This is a genomic window from Mycobacterium sp. 852014-52450_SCH5900713 (genome assembly GCF_001667075.1).
Classification (GTDB): domain Bacteria; phylum Actinomycetota; class Actinomycetes; order Mycobacteriales; family Mycobacteriaceae; genus Mycobacterium.
In genome coordinates, this window is record NZ_LZIL01000032.1 from 52359 (window position 1) to 75010 (window position 22652).

12 protein-coding genes are annotated in these 22652 nt (G+C 66.9%); 3 read left to right on the plus strand and 9 right to left on the minus strand.

Going from position 1 to position 22652, the window contains the following annotated elements:
- Positions 1-222: 222 nt before the first annotated feature.
- Complete coding sequence (locus tag A5773_RS07355) at positions 223-12726, plus strand: type I polyketide synthase (protein ID WP_067790378.1); 12504 nt, start codon at positions 223-225, stop codon at positions 12724-12726.
- Positions 12727-12751: 25 nt separating this feature from the next.
- A complete protein-coding gene (locus A5773_RS07360) occupies positions 12752-15343 on the plus strand; it encodes a sugar epimerase family protein (protein WP_067790381.1) in 2592 nt (863 codons plus the stop codon).
- A gap of 38 nt (positions 15344-15381) precedes the next feature.
- Here the strand turns inward: A5773_RS07360 and A5773_RS07365 are convergent, their stop codons facing one another.
- The 3 genes from A5773_RS07365 to A5773_RS07375 form a co-directional block, all read right to left on the minus strand.
- Positions 15382-16614, minus strand: coding sequence for a cytochrome P450 (locus tag A5773_RS07365; protein ID WP_082948138.1), 1233 nt, complete (start codon positions 16612-16614; stop codon positions 15382-15384).
- A gap of 74 nt (positions 16615-16688) precedes the next feature.
- Positions 16689-17009 (minus strand): hypothetical protein, encoded by a 321-nt coding sequence (locus A5773_RS07370; protein WP_082948139.1) that lies wholly within the window; start codon positions 17007-17009, stop codon positions 16689-16691.
- Positions 17010-17034: 25 nt separating this feature from the next.
- Positions 17035-17880: an SDR family oxidoreductase gene (locus tag A5773_RS07375; protein WP_156659269.1), complete on the minus strand. Its 846-nt coding sequence runs from the start codon at positions 17878-17880 to the stop codon at positions 17035-17037.
- Between the two features lie 177 nt (positions 17881-18057).
- Here A5773_RS07375 and A5773_RS07380 point away from each other — a divergent pair, with 177 nt between their 5' ends.
- Positions 18058-18615, plus strand: coding sequence for a TetR/AcrR family transcriptional regulator (locus A5773_RS07380; protein ID WP_232001815.1), 558 nt, complete (start codon positions 18058-18060; stop codon positions 18613-18615).
- 26 nt (positions 18616-18641) lie between these two features.
- Here the strand turns inward: A5773_RS07380 and A5773_RS07385 are convergent, their stop codons facing one another.
- Genes A5773_RS07385 through A5773_RS26645 form a run of 6 tightly spaced genes read right to left on the minus strand, consistent with a single transcriptional unit; the run spans position 18642 to position 22645 of the window.
- The gene (locus tag A5773_RS07385) at positions 18642-19871 is read right to left on the minus strand and encodes a cytochrome P450 (protein ID WP_066948946.1); all 1230 of its coding nucleotides are present in this window, start codon (positions 19869-19871) and stop codon (positions 18642-18644) included.
- A 13-nt stretch (positions 19872-19884) separates the two neighbouring features.
- Positions 19885-20307: a hypothetical protein gene (locus tag A5773_RS07390; RefSeq protein WP_066948938.1), complete on the minus strand. Its 423-nt coding sequence runs from the start codon at positions 20305-20307 to the stop codon at positions 19885-19887.
- A gap of 15 nt (positions 20308-20322) precedes the next feature.
- Positions 20323-21375, minus strand: a complete 1053-nt coding sequence (locus A5773_RS07395) for a dihydrodipicolinate reductase (RefSeq protein ID WP_066948936.1) — start codon at positions 21373-21375, stop codon at positions 20323-20325.
- Complete coding sequence (locus tag A5773_RS07400) at positions 21372-21803, minus strand: hypothetical protein (protein ID WP_066948933.1); 432 nt, start codon at positions 21801-21803, stop codon at positions 21372-21374. Before A5773_RS07400 ends, A5773_RS07395 begins: the two co-directional genes overlap by 4 nt.
- An 18-nt stretch (positions 21804-21821) precedes the next feature.
- Positions 21822-22520, minus strand: a complete 699-nt coding sequence (locus A5773_RS07405) for a hypothetical protein (RefSeq protein WP_067790390.1) — start codon at positions 22518-22520, stop codon at positions 21822-21824.
- On the minus strand, positions 22517-22645 hold the full coding sequence (locus A5773_RS26645; protein ID WP_255360743.1) for a hypothetical protein: 129 nt from the start codon (positions 22643-22645) through the stop codon (positions 22517-22519). Before A5773_RS26645 ends, A5773_RS07405 begins: the two co-directional genes overlap by 4 nt.
- Positions 22646-22652: the final 7 nt, after the last annotated feature.

Consider the following 22652-nt stretch of genomic DNA (forward strand, 5'->3'; position numbering starts at 1 on the left):
GCGTTCCGGATCCCCTGGGACAAGGCGTGCCTCACGCCGAAGCCGGTTCTCCTGTAGCAGCCGGGAGCATCGGACGTTTTGAAATACCGTCAGAGTTGGCCATACTCACCAGCGACATTCTTGGGCCGGAGAGCGGCACGGCATCGCATCGTGCAGCAAATTCCGTGACTCGGCGAGAGTCGCATCGAGGCAGCTGACGGCCAAGTTAGGCGAGAGGTAGTGATGGTGGATCAACTCCAGCATGCGACCGAAGCGCTGCGCAAAGCGCTGGTCCAGGTCGAGCGCCTGAAACGCACCAATCGTGCGCTGCTGGAGCGGTCGAGCGAGCCGATCGCGATCGTCGGTATGTCCTGCCGCTTCCCGGGCGGAGTCGAGACACCGGAAGAGCTGTGGCAGATGGTGGCCGACGGCCGCGATGTGATCACGGAGTTCCCCAACGATCGCGGCTGGGACCTGGCGAGCCTGTACGACCCCGACCCCGACGCCCGCCACAAGACATACGCGCGGACCGGCGGTTTCGTGGACGGTGTCGCCGACTTCGATCCGGCGTTCTTCGGCATCGCGCCGAGCGAGGCGCTCGCGATGGACCCGCAACATCGGATGTTGCTGGAACTGTCGTGGGAGGCATTGGAAAGGGGCGGCATCGACCCCAGCGGGCTGCGGGGCAGCGCGACCGGCGTGTTCGCCGGGCTCATCGTCCAGGGCTACGGCATGCTCGCCGAGGAGATCGAGGGCTACCGGCTGACCGGCATGACATCCAGCGTCGCTTCCGGTCGGGTGTCGTATGTGCTGGGGCTCGAGGGCCCGGCGGTGTCGGTGGACACTGCGTGTTCGTCGTCGTTGGTGGCGTTGCACATGGCGGTGCAGTCCTTGCGTTCGGGGGAGTGCGATCTGGCGCTGGCCGGCGGCGCGACCGTCAACGCGACCCCGACGGTCTTCGTCGAATTCAGCCGCCACCGGGGGTTGGCCCCCGACGGACGGTCCAAGGCTTACGCCGGAGCGGCCGACGGCGTCGGCTGGTCGGAGGGCGGCGCGATGCTCGTCGTCGAGCGGCTCTCGGATGCCCGGCGGTTGGGTCATCCGGTGCTGGCGCTGGTGCGCGGCTCGGCGGTCAATCAGGACGGTGCATCCAACGGGCTGACCGCGCCGAACGGTCCGTCGCAGCAGCGGGTGGTGCGTGCGGCGCTGGCCAATGCCGGTTTGTCGGCGGCCGACGTCGACGTGGTGGAAGGCCACGGAACCGGAACCACGTTGGGCGACCCCATCGAGGCCCAGGCGTTGTTGGCCACGTACGGCCAGGACCGGTCCGAGCCGCTGTGGCTGGGGTCGATCAAGTCGAACATGGGTCACACGCAGGCCGCGGCGGGCGTGGCCGGTGTGATCAAGATGGTGCAGGCCATGCGGCACGAAATGTTGCCGGCGACATTGCATGTGGACATGCCCAGCCCGCATGTCGATTGGTCGGCGGGAGCGGTCTCGTTGCTGACCGAGGCGCAGCCGTGGCCGGCGAGTCGGCGCGTGCAACGGGCGGGCGTGTCGTCGTTCGGGATCAGCGGCACGAATGCACACGTGATCATCGAGGCGGTCCCGTCGCCCGAGCCGCTGGCGGACCGCCCGCAGCCCGTTGCGGTGCCGTGGGTGGTGTCGGCAAAATCGTTGCCGGCGTTGAGGTCTCAGGCGGCCCGGCTCGCCGGACATCTGCGCGGCCATGGCGAGCTGGACGTCGCCGACGTGGCCTGGACGCTGGCGGGGCGCGCGACCTTCGAGCATCGGGCCGTCGTGGTCGGTGGCGACCGGGAGCGGTTGCTCGCCGGGCTGGACGAGCTGGCCGGTGACGACCCGGCCGGCACGGTCATTCAGGGCAGCGCGGTGCCGGCGGGCAAGAACGTCTTCGTGTTCCCCGGCCAAGGTTCCCAATGGCTGGGCATGGGCATCGAATTGCTGGACACCGCACCGGTATTCGCGCAGCAGATCGACGCGTGCGCGGAGGCGTTCGCGGAATTCGTCGACTGGTCGCTGGTCGATGTCCTGCGTGGCGTCCCGGGCGCCCCCGGCATGGATCGCGTGGACGTGGTGCAGCCGGTGCTGTTCGCGGTGATGGTGTCGCTGGCAGAACTGTGGAAATCGGTCGGAGTCAACCCGGACGCGGTGATCGGCCATTCGCAGGGGGAGATCGCCGCGGCGTATGTCGCGGGCGCGCTGTCGCTGCGCGATGCCGCTCGGGTGGTCACGCTGCGCAGCAAGTTGTTGCGGTCGCTGGCCCACTCCGGTGGCATGCTCTCCATTGCTTGCAGCACCGAACGCGCACGGGAACTGTTGGCGCCCTATGGCAATCGCGTCAGCATCGCCGCCGTCAACGGCCGCTCGGCGGTAGTGGTATCGGGCGAGGTGGCCGCGCTTGACGAACTCGTCGGGTTCTGCGCCGACCTGGAGCTGCGCACTCGCAGGATCGACGTGGACTATGCGTCGCATTCGGTCGAGGTCGAGGCCATCCGGGATGAGCTGGCCGAGGCACTGGCCGGCATCGAGCCGAGTTCCTCCCGCATTGCCTTCTTTTCCACGGTGACCGGAAACCGTTTGGACACCGCCGGTTTGGATGCAGCGTACTGGTACCGCAACATCCGGCAAACCGTGCAGTTCGACCAAGCGGTGCGGGCCACATGCGAGCACGGGTATCGCACGTTCATCGAATCCAGTCCGCATCCCGCGCTCATCGCCGGCATAGAAGACACCGTGAACGACTGCCTGAAAAACTCGGTCGGCGACCCCGAGGTCATCGTGGTTCCCACCCTGGGCCGCGATGACGGCGGCCTCGAGCGGTTCGTCACGTCGGCCGCCGCCGCATTCGTGGCCGGTGTGAGCGTGCACTGGCGTGGTGTGTTGTCCGGGGCGGGCTTCGTGGAGCTGCCGACGTACGCCTTTGACCGGCGCAGGTTTTGGCTGTCCGGCGAGGGCATCGGAGCCGACGCCGCGGGCTTGGGGCTCGAGACCAGCAAGCATGCGTTGCTCAGCGCGGTCGTCGAGCTGCCGGCTTCCGACGGGGTGCTGCTGACGGGCCGTATGTCGCCCAGCCTGCAGGGGTGGCTGGCCGATCACGCGGTCTCCGGCGCGGCCGTGTTCCCGGGCGCGGGGTTTGTCGAGTTGGCGATCCGGGCCGGCGACGAAGTCGGCTGTTCGGTGGTCGACGAATTGACGATGCAGGCGCCCCTGATGCTGCCTGCCTCCAGTTCGGTTGCCCTGCAGGTCGTCGTCGGTCCCAGTGACGATTCGGGACGGCGCGCAGTCTCGGTGTTTTCCCGCGCCGACGCCGGTTCGGGATGGATTTGTCACGCGGAGGGGGTCTTGAGCTCCCGATCGATCGAGCCCGGCGCCGATCTGTCAGTGTGGCCGCCCGAGGGCTCGGTCGCGGTGGACGTGGCCGACGGCTACGACCACCTGGCAGCGCATGGGTACGGCTACGGCCCGGCGTTCCGGGGATTGACCGCGACGTGGGTCCGCGGCGACGAGGTGTTCGCCGAGGTGCGACTGCCGGACGCGGCCGGAGGCGCCAGCGGGTTCGGCGTGCACCCGGCCCTGCTCGACGCGGCGATGCACGCCGTCATCATGGCCCAGCAGGCGGCGGGCCAGCCCGTCGATGTGATGTTGCCGTTCTCGTGGCAGGACGTCTCGCTGCACGCCGCGGGTGCGACCGCGGTCCGCGCCCGGATTGCGCCCACCAGCCGGGGCACACAGACCGGTGGGGGCGCCTCCATCTCGATCGAGCTCGCCGACGGGCTGGGCCTGCCGGTGTTGTCCGTGGGCGCGATGGTTGCCCGCCCGGTCAGTGAGCGGCAACTGCGCGCGGCGGTGTCGAGCTCGGGGCCCGAGCGACTGTTCGAACTGGCGTGGTCGCCGGCAACCGTGCCGGCCACGGCGAACCCGGCAGCGGCCTACGAGATTCTGGAATCGGTTGGCACCGAACAGGATCCGGTCACCGCAACGTATGAGCGTACCCACCGGGCGCTGGCCGCCGTGCAGTCGTGGCTGACCGAGCGCGACGCCGGTGTGTTGGTCGTGGTGACCCGCGGCGCCGTGGGATTGGCGGGGGAGGACGTCACCGATCTGCCCGGCGCGGCGGTATGGGGTCTGGTGCGCTCGGCGCAAACCGAGCATCCGGGTCGCATTGTCCTGGTGGATTCCGATGTGCCGCTGGATGCTCAGGCGGTCGCTTCAGTGCTCGCGGTCGGGGAGCCGCAGGTATTGCTGCGCAACGGTCAGGTCCATACGGGGCGGGTGCGGCCCAGCCGCGCGGTCGACGATCTCTTGGTTCCCCCGGACGAGGGACCCTGGCGCCTGGGTATCAGCAACGCCGGCACGTTCGAAAACCTGCGGCTGGAGCCGGTTCCCAACGCCGACGCGCCATTGGAGCCGGGTCAGGTTCGGGTGGCCTTGCGCGCTATCGCCGCCAACTTCCGCGACATCATGATCACCCTGGGCATGTTCACCCACGACGCGCTACTCGGCGGCGAAGGCGCCGGCGTGGTGGTCGAGGTCGGCCCGGGTGTCACCGAATTCGCCGTCGGCGACTCGGTTTACGGTTTCTTCCCCGACGGAAGCGGCACGTTGGTCGCCGGCGACGTACGCCTGCTGCAGCCTATGCCTGCGGACTGGTCATACGCCGAGGCCGCCGCCATCTCGGCCGTCTTCACCACCGCTTACATGGCCTTTGTCCACCTGGCCGATGTCAAGCCGGGCCAGCGGGTATTGGTGCATGCGGCCGCCGGCGGGGTCGGCATGGCCGCGGTCCAGTTGGGCCGGCATCTGGGTCTCGAGATATTCGCGACTGCCAGCCGGGGTAAGTGGGACACGTTGCGGGCCATGGGCTTCGACGACGACCACATCTCGGACTCCCGCAGCCTGGAGTTCGAGGACAAGTTCCGGGCGGTGACCGGTGGCCGCGGGATGGATGTGGTGCTGGATTCACTGGCCGGCGACTTCGTCGATGCCTCCCTGCGGCTGGTCGCCCCCGGCGGCGTGTTCTTGGAGATGGGCAAGACCGACATCCGCGATCCGGGCGTGATCGCCCAGGAATATCCGGGCGTGCGCTACCGCGCCTTCGACCTCTTCGAGCCCGGCCGTCCCCGCATGCATCAGTGGATGATCGAGTTGGCCGGGCTGTTCGACGCCGGTGTGCTGCGACCATTGCCGGTGACCACCTTCGACATTCGACGCGCCCGCGCGGCGTTGCGGTACCTGAGCCAGGCCCGCCACGTCGGCAAGGTAGTCATGACGGTTCCCGACACCTGGGCGGCCGGCACCGTGCTGATCACCGGTGGCACCGGAATGGCGGGTTCGACGCTGGCCCGCCACTTGGTCACGCGACACGGTGTGCGGAACGTGGTGTTGCTGAGTCGCAGTGGCCCTGATGCGCCGGGATCCGCCGAGTTGATCGCGGAATTGGAAGAAGCCGGTTGCCGGGTGCGCGCGGTCGCGTGCGACGCGGCCGACCGGGAGGCGCTGGCCGCGGCGATCGCCGATATTCCGGCGAGCGAACCGCTGACCGGGGTGATCCACGCCGCCGGTGTGCTCGACGACGCGGTCGTCACGTCGTTGACTCCGGACCGAGTCGATGCGGTGTTGCGCGCAAAGGTGGATGCAGCATGGAACCTGCACGAGCTCACTCGTGATCTCGACGTTTCGGCGTTCGTCATGTTCTCGTCCATGGCCGGCCTGGTCGGATCGTCGGGGCAGGGTAATTATGCGGCGGCCAACTCTTTCCTGGACGGGTTGGCCGCGCATCGGCGGGCCCTTGGGCTGCCCGCGGTCTCACTGGGATGGGGGCTGTGGGATCAGGCCAGCGCCATGACCGGTGGGCTGGACGCGGCCGACCTCGCCCGCCTCGGTCGCGACGGGATCCTGGCCCTGTCTTCGGACGAGGCGATGGAATTGTTCGACACCGCACTGATTGTCGACGAGCCGTTCATGGCGCCCGCCCGCATCGACCTGAACGCGTTGCGTGCTCACGCTGCCGCGGTGCCGCCGATGTTCGCCGACCTGGTCAACGCGCCGGCGCGGCGTCAGGTCGACGACTCGCTGGCTGCCGCGAAATCGAAATCGGCTCTGGCGCACCGTCTGCACGGGTTGCCAGAACCGGAACAGCACGCGGTACTCCTGGACCTGGTCCGCTCACACATCGCCACGGTGCTGGGTAACACCACGCCCGAAGCGATCGACCCGGACAAGGCGTTCCAGGATCTGGGCTTCGACTCACTGACCGCGGTCGAAATGCGTAACCGGCTGAAAACGGCTACCGGGCTGGCGCTTTCACCCACCCTCATCTTCGACTACCCGACACCGAACGGGCTGGCGGGCTACATCCGCAGCGAACTTGCCGGGGTGCCACAAGAAATCACTTCCGCCCCGGTCGTTCGCGCCGTCGGCGACGACCCGATTGTGATCGTCGGCATGTCGTGCCGCTATCCGGGCGGGGTGAATTCTCCCGACGATTTGTGGCAGATGCTCATCGAGCGCCGCGACGTGCTCTCGGAGTTCCCCTCCGACCGCGGTTGGGATCTGGCCGGCATTTACAGCCCGGATCCCGATGTTCCGGGCACCTGCTATACCCGCACCGGAGGCTTCGTAGACGGAGTCGCGGACTTCGACCCCGCCTTCTTCGGCATCGCGCCGAGTGAGGCGTTGGCCATGGATCCCCAGCAGCGGATGTTCCTCGAGCTGTCATGGGAAGCCTTGGAGCGGGCCGGGATTGAGCCCGGTGCGTTGCGGGGCAGCGCGACGGGCATGTTTGCCGGGGTCTACACGCAGGGCTACGGCATGGGCGCCGCCCCGGCCGCGGAGGGCTTCCGCCTGACCGGGCAGTCGTCGAGTGTCGCGTCGGGCCGAGTGTCGTATGTGCTGGGGCTGGAGGGGCCGGCGGTGTCGGTGGACACGGCTTGTTCGTCGTCGTTGGTGGCGTTGCACATGGCGGCGCAGTCGCTGCGCTCCGGCGAGTGCGACCTGGCGCTGGCCGGCGGCGTCACAGTGAACGCCACACCCGACATCTTCGTGGAGTTCAGCCGCATGCGCGGGTTGTCCGCGGATGGCCGGTGCAAGGCCTACGCGGGGGCAGCCGACGGCACCGGGTTCTCCGAAGGCGGCGGCATGCTCGTCCTCGAGCGCTTGTCGGATGCGCAGCGACTGGGTCACCCCGTGCTGGCGGTGGTGCGGGGTTCGGCGATCAACCAGGACGGCGCCTCCAACGGCTTGACCGCGCCCAACGGTCCGTCCCAGCAGCGAGTGGTGCGCGCCGCGCTGGCCAATGCCGGATTGTCCGCGGCCGAGGTCGACGTGGTCGAAGGCCACGGCACGGGAACCACGTTGGGCGATCCCATCGAGGCACAAGCGCTGCTGGCCACCTACGGGCAGGACCGCGGCGAGCCGCTGCTGTTGGGGTCGATCAAGTCGAACATGGGACACACGCAGGCCGCTGCCGGTGTGGCCGGGGTGATCAAGATGGTGCTGGCGATGCGTCACGACCTGCTGCCGGCGACGCTGCACGTCGACGAACCCAGCCCGCACGTCGACTGGTCGATGGGATCGGTGGCGTTGCTGACCGAGCCGCAGCCCTGGAGCGCGAAACGTCCGCGCCGCGCCGGCGTGTCGTCATTCGGGATCAGCGGCACCAACGCGCACGTGATCATCGAGGCCGCGCCCGTCGAGGCCGCGGCCGTGGTGGAACGCGCCACGGCGCCGGTGTTGCCGTGGGTGGTGTCGACGAAATCGTTGCCGGCGTTGGGCTCTCAGGCCGCGCGGCTCGCCGAGTACCTACGCCAGCGCGGTGACCTCGACGCCGGTGATGTGGCGTGGTCGTTGGCGGGCCGGTCGAACTTCGAGCATCGTGCCGTCGTCGTCGGTGGTGATCGCGAGCGGTTGCTGGCCGGCCTCGACGAGTTGGCCGGCGGTGAACTCGGATCGGTCGTCCAGGGCACGGTCACGCCCGGCGGTAAGACGGTCTTCGTCTTCCCCGGCCAGGGCGCCCAACTGCTCGGCATGGGCATGGGTTTGCACGCCGCCTACCCGGTGTTCGCCGAGGCGTTCAACACCGTCGTGGCCGAATTGGATCGGCATCTGCTGCGGCCGTTGCGCGAAGTCATGTGGGGCCACGACGAAAAGATCTTGAACACCACCGAATTCGCCCAGCCCGCGTTGTTCGCGGTGGAAGTCGCCCTGTTCCGGTTGCTCGAATCCTGGGGCGTCCACCCCGACTTCGTGCTGGGGCACTCGATCGGTGAGCTGTCGGCCGCGCACGTCGCCGGTGTCTTGTCGCTGGAGAACGCGGCGGTACTGGTCGCCGCTCGCGGCCGCTTCATGCAGGCCCTGCCCGAGGGTGGGGCGATGATCGCCGTGCAGGCCACGGAGGAGGAAGTGCGCCCGCTGCTGGTTCCCGGCGTCGGCATCGCCGCCGTCAACGGGCCGACGTCGGTGGTCATTTCAGGCGTCGAGGACACGGTATCCGCGATTGCGGGCCAACTTCGCGCCGACGGGCGCCGTGTCCACCAGTTGGCGGTGTCCCACGCGTTCCACTCACCGTTGATGGATCCGATGGTCGACGAATTCGGTACGGTCGCGGCCGGGCTGGCCATCGGCAGCCCGACGATACCGATCGTGTCGAACTTGACCGGCCAGCTTGCGGCGGACGACTTCGCTTCGGCGGCCTACTGGAAACGGCACATTCGCGAAGCCGTGCGGTTTGCCGACAGCGTGCGCTTCGTGCATTCGGCCGGCGCAAACCGCTTCCTCGAGGTCGGCCCCAGCAGCGGGCTGACGGCATCGATCGAAGAATCGCTCCCCGACGCTGCGGTGACAACCATGTCGGCGCTACGTAAGGACCGCCCGGAACCGGTGGCCCTGACCACCGCGGTCGCGCAGGGATTCGTCGCCGGCATGGACGTGGACTGGCGCGGCGCCATCGGCAAAGCCAATTTCGTGGAACTGCCCACCTACGCGTTCGAGCGCCGGCGGTTCTGGCTCTCCGGCGACGGTGCCACGGTCGACGCCGCGGGGTTGGGGCTCGCGCCCGGCGAGCACGCCCTGCTCGGTGCGGTGGTGGAACTGCCGGCGTCCGGCGGGGTGGTCTTGACGGGCCGGTTGTCGCCCAGTGCGCAGGGCTGGTTGGCCGACCACGCCGTGGGTGGCGTGGTGCTGTTTCCCGGTGCCGGATTCGTGGAGCTTGCGATCCGCGCCGGTGACGAAGTGGGCTGCGGCGTTGTCGATGAGCTGAATCTGGCGGCGCCGCTGGTATTGCCGGGCTCCGGGTCGGTCGCGGTGCAGGTCGTCGTCGGCGGCGTCGACGAATCGGGTGCCCGTGCGGTGTCGGTCTTTTCGCGTGCCGACGCGGGTTCAGGCTGGTCGTTGCACGCCGAGGGCGTCCTGCGTGCGGGCGAGGTGCAGCCGAGCGCGGACCTGTCGGTGTGGCCACCGATGGGTGCCACCGCGGTCGACGTCGGCGACGGCTATGAACGCCTGGCCCAGCGCGGATACGGCTACGGCCCCGCGTTCCGCGGCCTCACCTCGATGTGGCGTCGCGGTGACGAAGTGTTCGCGGAGGTGACCCTGCCCGCGGACACGGGGGTTTCGGCGGTCGGGTTCGGCGTCCACCCGGTGATGCTCGACGCGGCACTGCACGCGGTGATCTTGTCGTCCGATGGCGACGAACTGCCCGAAGGTTCGATGTTGGTGCCGTTCTCCTGGCAGCAGGTCTCGTTGCACGCCGCGGGCGCGACGGCGGTGCGGGCGCGGATCGTGCCGGTGAGTGATTCGGCGGTGTCGATCGAACTTGCGGACGGGTTGGGGCTGCCGGTGCTCTCGGTGGCGTCGATGGTGGCCCGGCCGGTGACCGACCAGCAGCTGCTGGCGGCGGTCTCGAGTTCGGGACCGGACCGGCTCTTCGAGGTCATCTGGTCGGCGCAGCGGTCGACGTCGGTGCAGCCTGTCGCGGTATCGCCTTGGGGCGCAACGGAATCAGGTGACTCCACGACGCAGCCGTCGGCGGTGGTCTTCGAATCGGTGCCGGTGGTTGACGATGTCGTGGCCGACGTCTACGCGGCCACGCGCGCGGTCCTGCCGGTGCTGCAATCCTGGCTGGCTCGCGACGGCGCGGGCACCCTGGTCGTGGCGACCCGCGGCGCGATGGCGTTGCCGGGGGAGGACGTCACCGATCTTGCGGGCGCGGCGGTGTGGGGACTGGTGCGCTCGGCGCAGACCGAGCACCCCGGCCGCATCGTGCTCGTCGACACCGATGGCCGGTTGGACGACGAGTCCGTCGGAGCGGCGTTGTCGGTGGGCGAGCCGCAGGTATTGCTGCGCGGCGGCGCGGTGTACACCGCGCGGGTGCATGGCAGTCGCGCCGTCGGTGGCCTGCTGGTCCCCCCGGCCGATGGGCCGTGGCGACTCGGTATGAGCAGTTACGGCACGTTCGAGAATCTGCGGTTGGAACGCATCCCGGACGCCGACGCCCCGCTGGCGCCCGGGCAGGTTCGGGTCGCCCTCTCGGCCCTGGCCGCCAACTTCCGCGACGTGATGATCGCGCTGGGGCTCTACCCGGACCCGGACGCCGTCATGGGCATCGAGGCATCCGGCGTTGTCATCGAAACAGGTCCGGACAGTGGACGTTTCGCGGTCGGCGACCGCGTGATGGGCCTGTTCCCCGATGGCACGGGCACGATCGGCAGGACCGACCAGCGCCTGCTCGCCAAGGTGCCGGTTGGATGGTCGCACACCGCGGCCGCCACCACGACGGTGGTGTTCGCCACCGCCTTCTACGCGCTGGTGGACCTGGCCACCGCCAAGCGGGGCCAGCGGGTGCTCGTGCATGCCGCCACCGGTGGGGTGGGAATGGCCGCGGTGCAGCTGGCCCGCCACCTGGGCCTGGAAGTGTTCGCCACCGCCAGCCGCGGTAAGTGGGACACATTGCGGGCCATGGGTTTTGACGAGAATCACATCTCGGATTCCCGCAGCCTGGATTTCGAGGACAAGTTCCGGTCGGTCACCGGTGGGCGCGGCATGGACCTGGTGCTGGACTCGCTGTCCGGCGACTTCGTCGACGCTTCCCTTCGACTGGTCGCCCCCGGCGGCGTGTTCCTGGAGATGGGCAAGACCGACATGCGCGAGCCGGAAGCGGTGGCTCAGGGACACCCCGGTGTTCGCTACCGCGCCTTCGATCTGTTCGAGGCCGGGCCGGACCGGATCGCGCAGATACTCGACGAGCTGGCCACATTGTTCGGTGACGACGTGCTGCGGCCGTTGCCGGTGACCAGGTTCGACGTGCGCCGCGCGCCGGCTGCGCTGAGATATCTGAGTCAGGCCCGCCACGTGGGCAAGGTCGTCATGACCATGCCGGACGCCTGGGCGGCCGGCACTGTATTGATCACCGGCGCCACCGGGATGGCGGGTTCGGCATTGGCCCGCCACGTGGTCACGCGCCACGACGCACGGAACCTGGTGTTGGTGAGCCGGCGCGGTCTCGACGCGCCGGGCGCCGCCGAACTGGTGACGGAACTCAACGCCGCCGGCGCGCAGGTGCAGGTGGTGGCGTGTGACGCCGCCGACCGCGAGGCACTGGCCAAGGTGATCGCCGATATTCCGGTGCAACGGCCGCTGTCGGGTGTGATCCACGCAGCCGGCGTAGTCGACGACGCGGTGATCTCATCGCTCACTCCCGAGCGGGTGGAGGCGGTGTTGCGGGCCAAGGTCGATGCCGCATGGAACCTGCACGAGCTGACCCGTGACCTCGATGTGTCTGCGTTCGTGATGTTTTCGTCGATGGCGGGACTGGCGGGAGCGTCGGGTCAGGCCAACTACGCGGCGGCGAACTCGTTCCTCGATGGGTTGGCCGTGCACCGGCGCACGCACGGGCTGCCCGCGATGTCGCTGGCCTGGGGTCTGTGGGATCAGGCCAGCGCGATGACCGGAGCGCTCGGTGCCGCCGATCGTGCCCGGTTCGGCCGCGACGGAATCGTCGCGATGTCCTCCGACGAGGCGCTCGAACTGATAGACACCGCGCTCATCGTGGACGAGCCGTTCCTGTTGCCCGCCCACATCGACCTTGCCGCCTTGCGGGTCAAGTTCGACGGCGGGACGCTACCGCCGATGTTCGTCGATCTGATCAACGCGCCGACCCGGCGGCAGGTCGACGACTCGCTGGCCGCGGCGAAGTCGAAATCGGCTCTGCTGCAGCGCCTCGAAGGGCTGCCCGGGGACGAGCAACAGGCGGTTCTGCTGGACTTGGTGCGTGCCAACATCGCCACCGTCCTCGGCAACTCCAGCCCAGAGTCTATCGATCCGGACCGCGCATTCCAGGAGCTGGGTTTCGACTCGCTGACCGCGGTGGAGATGCGCAACCGGCTGAAATCAGCCACCGGCTTGGCGCTGTCGCCGACGCTGATCTTCGACTATCCCAACTCCGCCGCGCTGGCCGGTTACATGCATCGGGAACTCGTCGGTGCGGCCGAGCAACAGAGTCCCGCCGCCGCGCCCGGGGAAGCCGAAATCCAGCGCGCCGTGGGGTCGATCCCGGTCAAGCGCCTGCGACAGGCCGGGGTGCTGGAGCTGTTGCTCGCGTTGGCGAATGAGGCCGACGGCGGCCGAGCTGACGGACAGTCGCCGGCCGCCCCGGTGACCTCGGAGAAGGACATCGCGGACATGGACCTCGAGGATCTGGTCAACGCGGCGCTGATGGACGACGACGAATAGCCATGAATTTGCACAGGGCCAATCAGTGAGAGTCGCCGTCACCGGCGCCGGCGGCGTGCTCGGCCGGGGCCTGACCTCCCGCTTGCTCAGCCAGGGCCATGACGTCACCGGATTCGCTCGTCATCGGCCCGAAAGCTGGCTCAGTGCAGCCGAATTCGTCGCAGCCGACGTCCGGGACGCTGATACGGTCAACCGCGCGATCGCCGGCGCGGACGTCGTCGCCCACTGCGCGTGGGCGAACAGCCCGGGCGCCGACGCCCGGATCAGCCACCAGGTCAACGTCGAAGGCACCCGCAACGTTCTGCGGGCGATGGCCGAAACCGGGGCCAGCAGGATCGTTTTCGCATCGTCGCCACATGTTTACGGTGGGGGAGACGCGCCGAAGACCGAGCACGATGCGAGAACGCCGGTGAGCGCAGAGGGCCAATGCAAGGCCCGGGTCGAGCAGATGCTCGAGGAGTCGGGACTGGAATGGGTCGCGGTCCGCTCCGCGCTGATTGTCGGCCGAAACGTCGATAACTGGGTGCGTCGGCTGCTGGCCCTGCCGGTGTTCCCCGACGGGTCGGCCGACCGTCTCATGCAGATCGTGCACCTCGACGACGCCCTCAGGCTATTCAACCGGGCGATCGTGGACACCGAAATCGGCACTGGCCCCGTTAATCTCGCGGCCTCGGGCGAGCTGACGTTCCAGCGCCTCGCCGCGGCGCTTGGACGCCCGGTCGTGCGGTTCGGCTTCGAGCTGGCCGAGCTGCAACTGGTGCACGGCGCGGCGTTCATGGATACCGCGCGGTTGCGTGAGCAGTGGGGATTCCGGCCGGCGTGGAACTCCGGTGAATGTGTCGAAGATTTGGCGCTCGCGGTGCGCGGCCGGGTAACGGTGGGCAAGCGGGTGGTGTCGGTGCCCTGGCGGATGGCCCACATCGGCGATCTCCCCTCCGTTGACGCACCGACCGAGGACGGGGTGAAACCCAATTGGGCTGGCCCAGTGGGAGATAACGGCGAGTTCGATACCCCGATCGACCCGCGCTTTCCGACCTTCCTGGCCACCAATTTGTCGGAGGCGCTACCGGGCCCGTTTTCGCCGGCGTCAGCATCGGTGACCGTGCGCGGGCTGCGCGCCGGCGGCGTGGCCATCGCCGAGCGGCTGCGGCCCGGCGGCATCGTCCAGCGCGAAATCGCCACCCGGACCGTCGCCGTTTTCGCCCACCGGCTCTACGGTGCCATCACCTCGGCGCATTACATGGCCGAAACCGTACCGTTTGCCAAGCCCGCGATGATCGTCAGCAACAGCGGATTCTTCGGCCCCAGCATGGCATCGTTGCCGATCTTCGGTGCGGAGCGCCCACGCTCCGAAATCAGCCGCATCCGAAAGCAACTGCGGACCGTTCGTAACATCGGGGTATTCGGCGTCAACCTCATCGGCCTGTCCGGCGGTTCGTCCAAAGACACCCACGAGTTCGTTGCCGATGTTGATCACCTGGAACGCCTGGCCGACGACGTCACCCGGCTGGATGAAGGCCGGCTGCTCAGCCTGATCTCGTTGGCGCGCGACGACGTGGTGCACGGCTGGGTGCTGGCATCCGCGTCGTTCATGTTGTGCGCCGCGTTCAACGTCCTGCTGCGCGGTCTGTGTGGTCGAGACACCGCTGCGCCGGCGGGCCCAGAACTGGTCAGCGCGCGTTCGGTCGAGGCAATGCGGAGGTTGGTGGTTGCCGCACAGCGCGACCCGAAAGTGACAGCGCTGCTGGCCGAACCGGGTGAGCGGCTGGGCAAGCTGGCCGTCGAGGCGCCGGAGTTTCACGCCGCCGTACTGGCCGAGCTTGCGCTGATCGGGCATCGTGGCCCCGCCGAACTCGAGATGCTGTCGATCAGCTACGCCGATGATCCCGAGTTGCTGGTCCGGATGGTGACCAGAGCCATGAGTGTCCCGCCGCCGCCCCAGCCGCAACGAGCCCCGATTCCACTGCACGCCAAGCCGATCGCACAGCTGGCAGCGCGACAGCTCCGCGACCGCGAGGTACGCCGCGACAAGGTGGTGCGGGCCAACTGGGTGTTACGGAACCTAATGCGCGAGTACGGGCGCAGGTTGGTCGAGGCCGGGACATTCGATACCGCCGACGATGTGTTCTATCTGCTCGTCGACGAGCTCGATGCGCTGCCGCCGGATGTGGGCGAGCTGGTGGCCCGGCGCCGGGCCGAACAACGCCGGCTGGCCGCCGTGGTTCCGCCGACCGTGTTCAGTGGGACCTGGCAACCCACCACAACGACGTCGGCGGCTCTCACCAGCGGGGAAACGCTGCGCGGTGTCGGCGTGTGCGGGGGGAAGGTGCGTGGCCGGGTGCGTATCGTGCGGCCCGAAACGATCGACGACCTGCAGCCCGGCGAGATCCTTGTCGCGGAGGTCACCGACGTCGGATACACCGCGGCATTCTGCTACGCCGCCGCCGTGGTGACCGAACTCGGCGGCCCGATGTCACACGCCGCGGTGGTGGCCCGCGAGTTCGGATTCCCGTGTGTAGTGGACGTTGCGGGCGCCACCAAGACTTTGCCGCCCGGCGCGCTTGTCGAGGTCGACGGCACGACCGGCGAAATACAAGTGCTCGAAGTGACCACTTAGGAGGCTGGCTCTCCTCGGCGTACCAGCAATGGTCTACGTCAGGCGGGGGTGAGGCGGATCGGCAAGCGGGTCGGTCCGCGTAGCGAGCTGTGGCTCGACCATTGCGTCGGACCCGCTGGAGTGATTCGGGCGACGCGAGTGACGAGTTGCCGTAGTACGGCTTGGGCTTCCATTCGGGCCAGCGGTGCTCCCAGGCACATGTGCGCGCCGTAGCCGAAGGCGACGTGCGCACGCGGGTCGCGGTCGGCGCGGTACTCGTCGGGATCGTCGAACGCGGTGGGGTCGCGGTTGGCCGCGCCGAAGGACAGCAGCACACGTGATCCGGTGGGGATGGTGACGTCGCCGATCCGGTAGTCGGCCCGGGTGTAGCGGTAGAGGTTTTGGATGGGTGTGGTGACCCGTAACTGCTCTTCGACGGCGAGGGGGATGAGGTCGGGGTTGTTGCGGATCAGGTCGTACTGGTCAGGATGGCGGGCGAGCGTGTCGAACATTCCGCCCAGGAGGTTGGTCGTGGTCTCGTTGCCTGCGATCAGTAGGTGGATGGCGATCAGCAGAAGCTGAGTGTCGGTGAGGCTGCCGTCGTTGTTGTGCTCGATGAGCCGCCCGAGCACGGTGTTGGACCCTTTGAGTCCGCCGGTTGCGAATTGGCTTGTGAAATAACGTTGTAACGCCACCATCGCTAATATCGACTTGGCCGCGTCGACGACACCGGAGAGCGTGGGCTTCAGTTCCATGACTCCAACGGCGCGTTCGGACCAACGACGAAAGTCGCCGACGTCGGTGTCGGGTACGCCCAGGATCTGGGCGATCAAGCGTATTGGCATCGGTATGGCCAAGCGCTGCACGACATCGCAGCCTTGGTCATTCAGCACATCGGTGACCAATTCGATGGCTAGCTTCTCGGTCATCTCCTGCCATGACTTCATGGCGCCCTTGCTGAATCCGGGCTGGACTTGCTTGCGCAGCCGGGTGTGTTCCTCACCATCGGTGAGCACCGCCAATGAGCCGGACATCCGCAGGCGCGTTACCCCTTGGGTGCTGGTGACCTGTTCGGTGTCGCGCAACGCGGCCCGCACGTCGTCAAGGCGGCTGATGATAAAGGCGGCCCGCCTCGGGTTGTAGTGCACGCGGCCGCTTCGGTGCAGGGTGCGGTACGCGTCGAACGGGTCCGCGGCAGTGGCAGGGTCCTGCGGGTCGTAGTCGGTGTTGATCGCGCCGGTCCAACCGTTGTAGCCGCGTCGGCGGGTCCGGACGGCGGCGGCGACATTCATCCGCACGAGACCAGCGACTGGTCTGAGGGTTTTGGTCGCCTTCTGGGCGGTCTCTGTGATCGACACCGTCGTTCCTATTCTGATCGCTGAACTGGGCGACCGTCGCCGCGTCGCGTGCGGAGTTGGGTACGAAGGATGCTGATCGTCAAGTAGGTGATGTAGCAAACGGACAATATCGGCGTTGGTCGACGCGTGTGCGGGCGCAGCATGAGAACGCCGAGCGCCGTTTCGATCGCGCCGTTGACGTATGTGAAAGTGCGAGCGTGGTGGGGGAAACCGAGGCGATTGAAGGGATCGAAGATCCACGGAACGAGGAAGTGCGCCACGCCGATCAGGCCGCCCAGTAGGCCAAGCGCTCGGCGTGCGCGTTCGCCGCGAGTGTCAATGTCCGCCATGGCGATGTTGTCCTTCTTCGCGGGGCTACGCGTTGCGCGCGGTCGCGATCATGTTCTTGAGCGTGAACGCCGCCAGAACGCCACCGTCGCAGGCGATGTCCACACCGGTGAGGTAGCCGGCTTTGGTCGAAGCGCAAAAAGCCAGCACTTCGGCGACCTCCTCGGGCTTTCCAAAGCGCTTCAACGCGGCCAGTTTCACCATCGCACCCGATCCGGCTTGCTCCTCCAACCTGCCCATCTCGGTGTCGATGCTGCCCGGAGAAACCGAGACGATCCGGGCACCGCGGCTGCCGAATCGGGCCGCTTGAGAGGCGCAGTACCACGTCACGAAGTTCTTGCTGATGGAGTACGCCAAACCGGGGCGCATTCCGGTCGGCATGATGTTGCAGGCCGAGGTCACCTTCGCCATGAAGCGGTCCTCGTTGCGCAGAGCGTCCTTGAACCGCCACTTGGGGATGAGCAGCCGAGGGAACATGTGCGCGGCCATGGACGCGACATTGACGATGGCGAACCCCTCACGCGCCAGCGGGAGGAACGCCTCGTTGACATGGACCGTGCCCAACGCGTTGATGCGCAGGATGTGCTCGGCATCGCCCATGCTGGGACTGACACCCGCCGTGTGGATCACCGAGGTCACCGAGCCCAACGATGTCGAGGTGGCGATCAGCTCGGCGACCGAAGAGCGGTCGGTCACGTCGCAGTCGACCGCCACGCAGTCGATGCCGAGGCTCTGAAGTTCGGCTGACGCCGCCTCCAGCCGGCTAGGGCTGACATCGCTGACGACGACCAGCCGGTCTTGCCCGACGATCTTGGCCGCGGCCAGTCCCATGCCACCCGCGCCTCCGGTGATGACGCACAGCTGCTCGTGCATGTATCCACCTTCACGATCAGACGCACGCCCGTCGGCGACGACCAGTATCAATTACGAGATAAATTTTCTCGTTAATCGTGACACATCGTGGTGCCGTTGCCTAGGCGCGACGTCGAGCAATTGCTCTAGGTTCTCTATGTGAGCCAATTCCGGCGGGGACGACCACGGAGCGCGGCTGTGCACGAGGCGATCCTGGAAGCCACCCGGTCGCTTCTCGTCAAAGCCGGCTACAGCGGAGTCTCGATGGACAAGGTCGCCGCTATCGCCGGCGTGGGTACCCAAACGGTGTATCGACGTTGGCCGTCGAAAGGTCCCCTGGTGGCCGAGGCGGTCATGCAGGCCTACGACCAGACCGACTTCGCGCTTCCGGACACGGGAAACACGGTCGAGGACTTGAGAACATGGATGCGCGCGTATGCCGAAATCGGTTCGGCTGCCGAGAACGTCGCCCTCATCCGCGCTCTCGCTGCTGCCGCTGCTGAAGACTTGAGCGACCGCGACACCCTATACCGCCAACTCACCAGCCGTTTCCACGATGCAGTGTCAGATCGGTTACGCGTCGGAATCTCGGTGGGCCAGGTTCGGGGGGATGCGGACGTCGAAGCCGCCGCCGACGCATTAATCGGAGCCACGCTCTACCGGATGCTCAGCGTTACGACATCAGCCCATGAAACCACCGAACGCTACTACGGACTGATAGACACACTGATGTGCGGCATCTCGCCGCACAACTGAGCTTCTGGCACCCCACCTATCGCGCTTCAGGTATCGAACTCGAGCGGTAGGCGCGTGGGCCCACTCATGCCGAGAAGTGGCCGCCACGGCGGCTTTTCGGTGCACCGCGGATGCGTCAGGCGGCGGGAAAGAATCTTGAGCGCTTCAGAGAGTTCCCGCCGGGCAAGATTTGCGCCCAGGCAGTAGTGAGCTCCACCACCGAAGGTCAAGATGGGCGGCGGATCGTTGCGAGTGATGTCGAAGCGGGTGGGGTCCTCGTAGATCGACGGATCACGGTTGGCGGCATAGGTGTTCACGATGATGAAGGTGCCGGCCGGGAAGGTGTAGTCACCGACTGTGACGTCATCGGTGACACTGCGCAGGGTGCTGCACATCGACGGGGAGTGGCGCATCGTTTCTTCGACGGCTCTCATTCCGAGCTCGGGCTTGTCGCGGAGCAACGCCCACTGCTCTGGGTGCTCGCACAATACTTGCATCGAGGCGCCCAACTGCGTTCGGGTGGTGTCGGTTCCGGCCAGCAGGATGCTGAACGCCAGCATCTTGACTTCACCGGCGTCGAGGCGATCGCCTTGATCTTCTGCCCGGATGAGTTCCGAGAGTAGGTCGTGGGTCAGCGCCCCGCGTCGATTGGCGATCATCGCGTCGACGTATTCATCGAAAGCGTCCCAGGCCTTCAGAACCTTAGGCTCCTCCTCGGCGAGATTGCAGTCGAAGCTGACCACTTTGAAGATGTCCTCTGCCCATTTCGAGAACAGCTGCCAATCTTCCCGTGGCGCACCCAGCAGAGCGCAAATGACTGGAATCGGATATGGGCGCGCGATCTGCTCCACGAACTCGCAACTTCCTTCCGCGACAACCGCGTCGGCGAGCTCATTGATGACCGCATGGATCGTTTCGTCCATGCGGGCGGTTGCCCGGGGTGTGAATGCCCTCGACACCAGGCTGCGCAACCGGCGATGCGCGGCGCCGTTCATGCACAGGATGCTGGCAACGACACGATCCCAGAGCTCACCCGATGTCACACCGTGGGCGGTGAGGTGAATACCCGGCGGGATCACGAATCGCGGGTCGCCGAGGACGGTTCGGGCAAGTTCATAGGAGAGCACCTCCGGGCCCACGGGACCCAGCGCGATCGGTGCCACCTGCTGGGCGGCCCGAAATTGTGGATAGATCTCCTGGGGCGTGTCGGTAACGTCGTAGCGCAGCGTCGGTAGATCGGCGTCGAAGACGCTCGCTGGTGCGGTGTTGACGGTCACGGTGCTACTCCAATCACGGAATGTTGGTCGCCAGGAACGTCAGGGGCAGGCCCAGGATCGATACGTCGTTTTCGTCGAGGTAGGAGCCCTCGCCCTCGAAGTGCTGCCGGAATCGAGCTGTCGCACCGTAGCGCTCGGCCACAGCGTCAGCAGAAGAGGCGTCCGGCACTCCGATCACCACGGTGTACACGCCGTCGCCGTGACGTTGCAGGAACTCAGCCACCGCGCCGGCCACCTGCCCGGTCGACCCGGGTATCGGGCTGATCAGCTCGATACCCCGACTCCAGTCGAGGTCGATGTCCAAGCCGAGCTCGGTCAGCTGAAGGGGCTCGAAGGCGAATCCCAGATCGCTGAACATCTGCGTCGCGTCGGCATGTCGTTCCGGGGCCACGGCGAAGACGACATGATGCAGCGACGGTTCTTGCTTTGCGGTCATGGCCCGGCTTTCTGTTCAACTGGTTGTCAAGACTCCGCGCGGAAGGAGCAGCGGTAGGTCGGTGTAGGTGGTGATGCCGGGCGGCGCGGCGATGACGGCGGGTATCGCGGTGATCGCCGGCATTGCGGTGATGGTGAGGCCCAGCATGATGTAGTCGTCCAACGTCGTACCGTCAAAGTCCGGCGGTGGGAGGAAACTCAGCGTGGTTCTGATGGTCGGGCGGCCCTGCACCTCGACCGTGTAACCCATGTCCAGCGGCCAATCCGGTTCCAGCGTCTGTCCTTTTCGCCATTGGCCGCCGATTTCGATGACCTCTCGACCAGCCAGTATCCCTGTCCAGCGAACGTGGATGCCGGCGACGCAACCCTTCGCGATGGTCCAGTCTCCGGGCAGGTGCAGATCCTCCGTGGTCTGGGCGTACTCGGCTTGACAACGGACCTCGTCGAGCTCGACGCCGAGGGCGTCGGCGAGCAGTAACACGCCGTCGCGGAAGATGCCGGATCCTTTCTCGGTGACGGCCGGGAGGTCCTGCTGATCGATCGGATAGCCGAAGCCCATGGGTATCTCGGTCGCCGGAGAGTTATAGATCGTGGTATCAAAGGATTCCAGCACCGAAACCTTATCCACCCGGTCGGAGAGCCCCGCGGACACGATGGTCAACAGTTGGATGAAGCCGGGGTTGATGCCAGTGCCGAAGATGCTCGATCCGCCCGCTTCGCACGCCCGCGCGATCCGCTCGCGGCCCTCGCCGAGGAAATGGCCGGTGACGAACCCGGCCGTGCCCACCACGTTGATACCTGCTTCGAGGATGCGAACCAGCTCGTTCACATTCGCGAACATCGGGTTGTAGATAATGCAATCCGGCTTCAGCGCGAGCAGCGCCTCGACGTCGTTGGTGGCCTTCACGCCGAGGGTTTCGATTCCGCACAGCTCGCCGACATCGCGCCCGGCCTTCTCCGGCGACCAGGCGTAACACCCGACGAGCTCCAGTGTGGGATTGGCGGCTATCGCCCGCACCGAACTCTTGCCGACGTTTCCCGTCGTCCACTGGACGACGCGGTACGTCAAGGGTGTGACCCTGCGTGCTGTTGGGCGGCCTGGCGGGCGAGCCTATCGTTGTGGATCTTGACGAGTTCGCGGAACCCGAGCCTGTGGTATTTCGGTATCGGCTGGATGCCCCACACGTCCTGCGCGGTGGCCTTGCCCTCGGCGCCCTCCGGCGGCCCGAAGGGCGGGTACGGATACTTGCACTCCAGGGTGTCGTTGGAGTAGCGAATCTTGAGCAGCTCGCTGCAGATTTGGGTGAGGCTAAGCGTGGGGTAGCCGTAATAGACGGCCATGAAGGGCAACGTGAACGCACCTTCGAGCACGAGTGCCACCAGGCATACCAAGACGGCCCGCTTGATCCATTTGTGCATGCGTGCGTAGTACGGCGTGGTACCCGGCTCGAGATCCGTGGTCGGTTCTTGTTCTTCGGTGGGCGACGGTGCGGTCATGGCACAGCTCCTTGAGGCCTAGTCGGTGAAGATTTCGCGGTTGACGGTGTGCAGGTAGGGGATGGCGAGGAACGGGGTGATGTAGAAGATGTCGTAGAGCCACCAGCCGATGACCGGGAATACGACGCCGGCGTACCGCACGTCGGCGAACATGGTCATGTTGAAGACGTAGGCGGACCAGATCACCACGCCCATCCAGCAGGTGACGACCATCCACTGATGGCCCCACCGCTTCATCTGTAGGAACCCGATCGCCGCGGCGACCCGCATGGAGAACACCGTGAGGATCAGCCCGGCCACGTAGGCCTTCTCGCCCGGTCCCGCCGCGCCGCCGACGCAGAGCTCGTTGTAGTGCCAGAAGTAGCCCGCATCAAACATGTTGCCCCAGCCCACCATCAGGACCCGGTTGATCAACGTGTGGTTGGCGACCAGGTCCAGGGCCCAGCCCAGGCTGTTAAGCATTCCGTCGATGAGGACCAGATAACCGATCAGCGTCACGATCATGGGCCGCACCGACAGGCCGGCGCGCAGCGCTTGGCGCTGCAGCCACACCCCGCGCATGAAGATGGGGAATCCGATCAGGCCCGGCGCCCACATGCCCATCAATGCCGCGCCGACGATCATCCACTTGTCGGCGCGGCGCTGTGCCTGGCGGGACTCGTCGTGGTGATCCTCGAAGCTGACCGAGCCGGTTGCCTGCGCGGCAACAGGTTTCACAGGTCCCACCACCCTCGGGCGAATGACATGTACAGCTGGATGCCGAACATCGCCAGCAGGTAGCCGTAGATGAAGATCTGGAAGACGATGAGCGCCCTCTTGCGCTTCTGTTCCTGTTGGTCCATGCCGGGC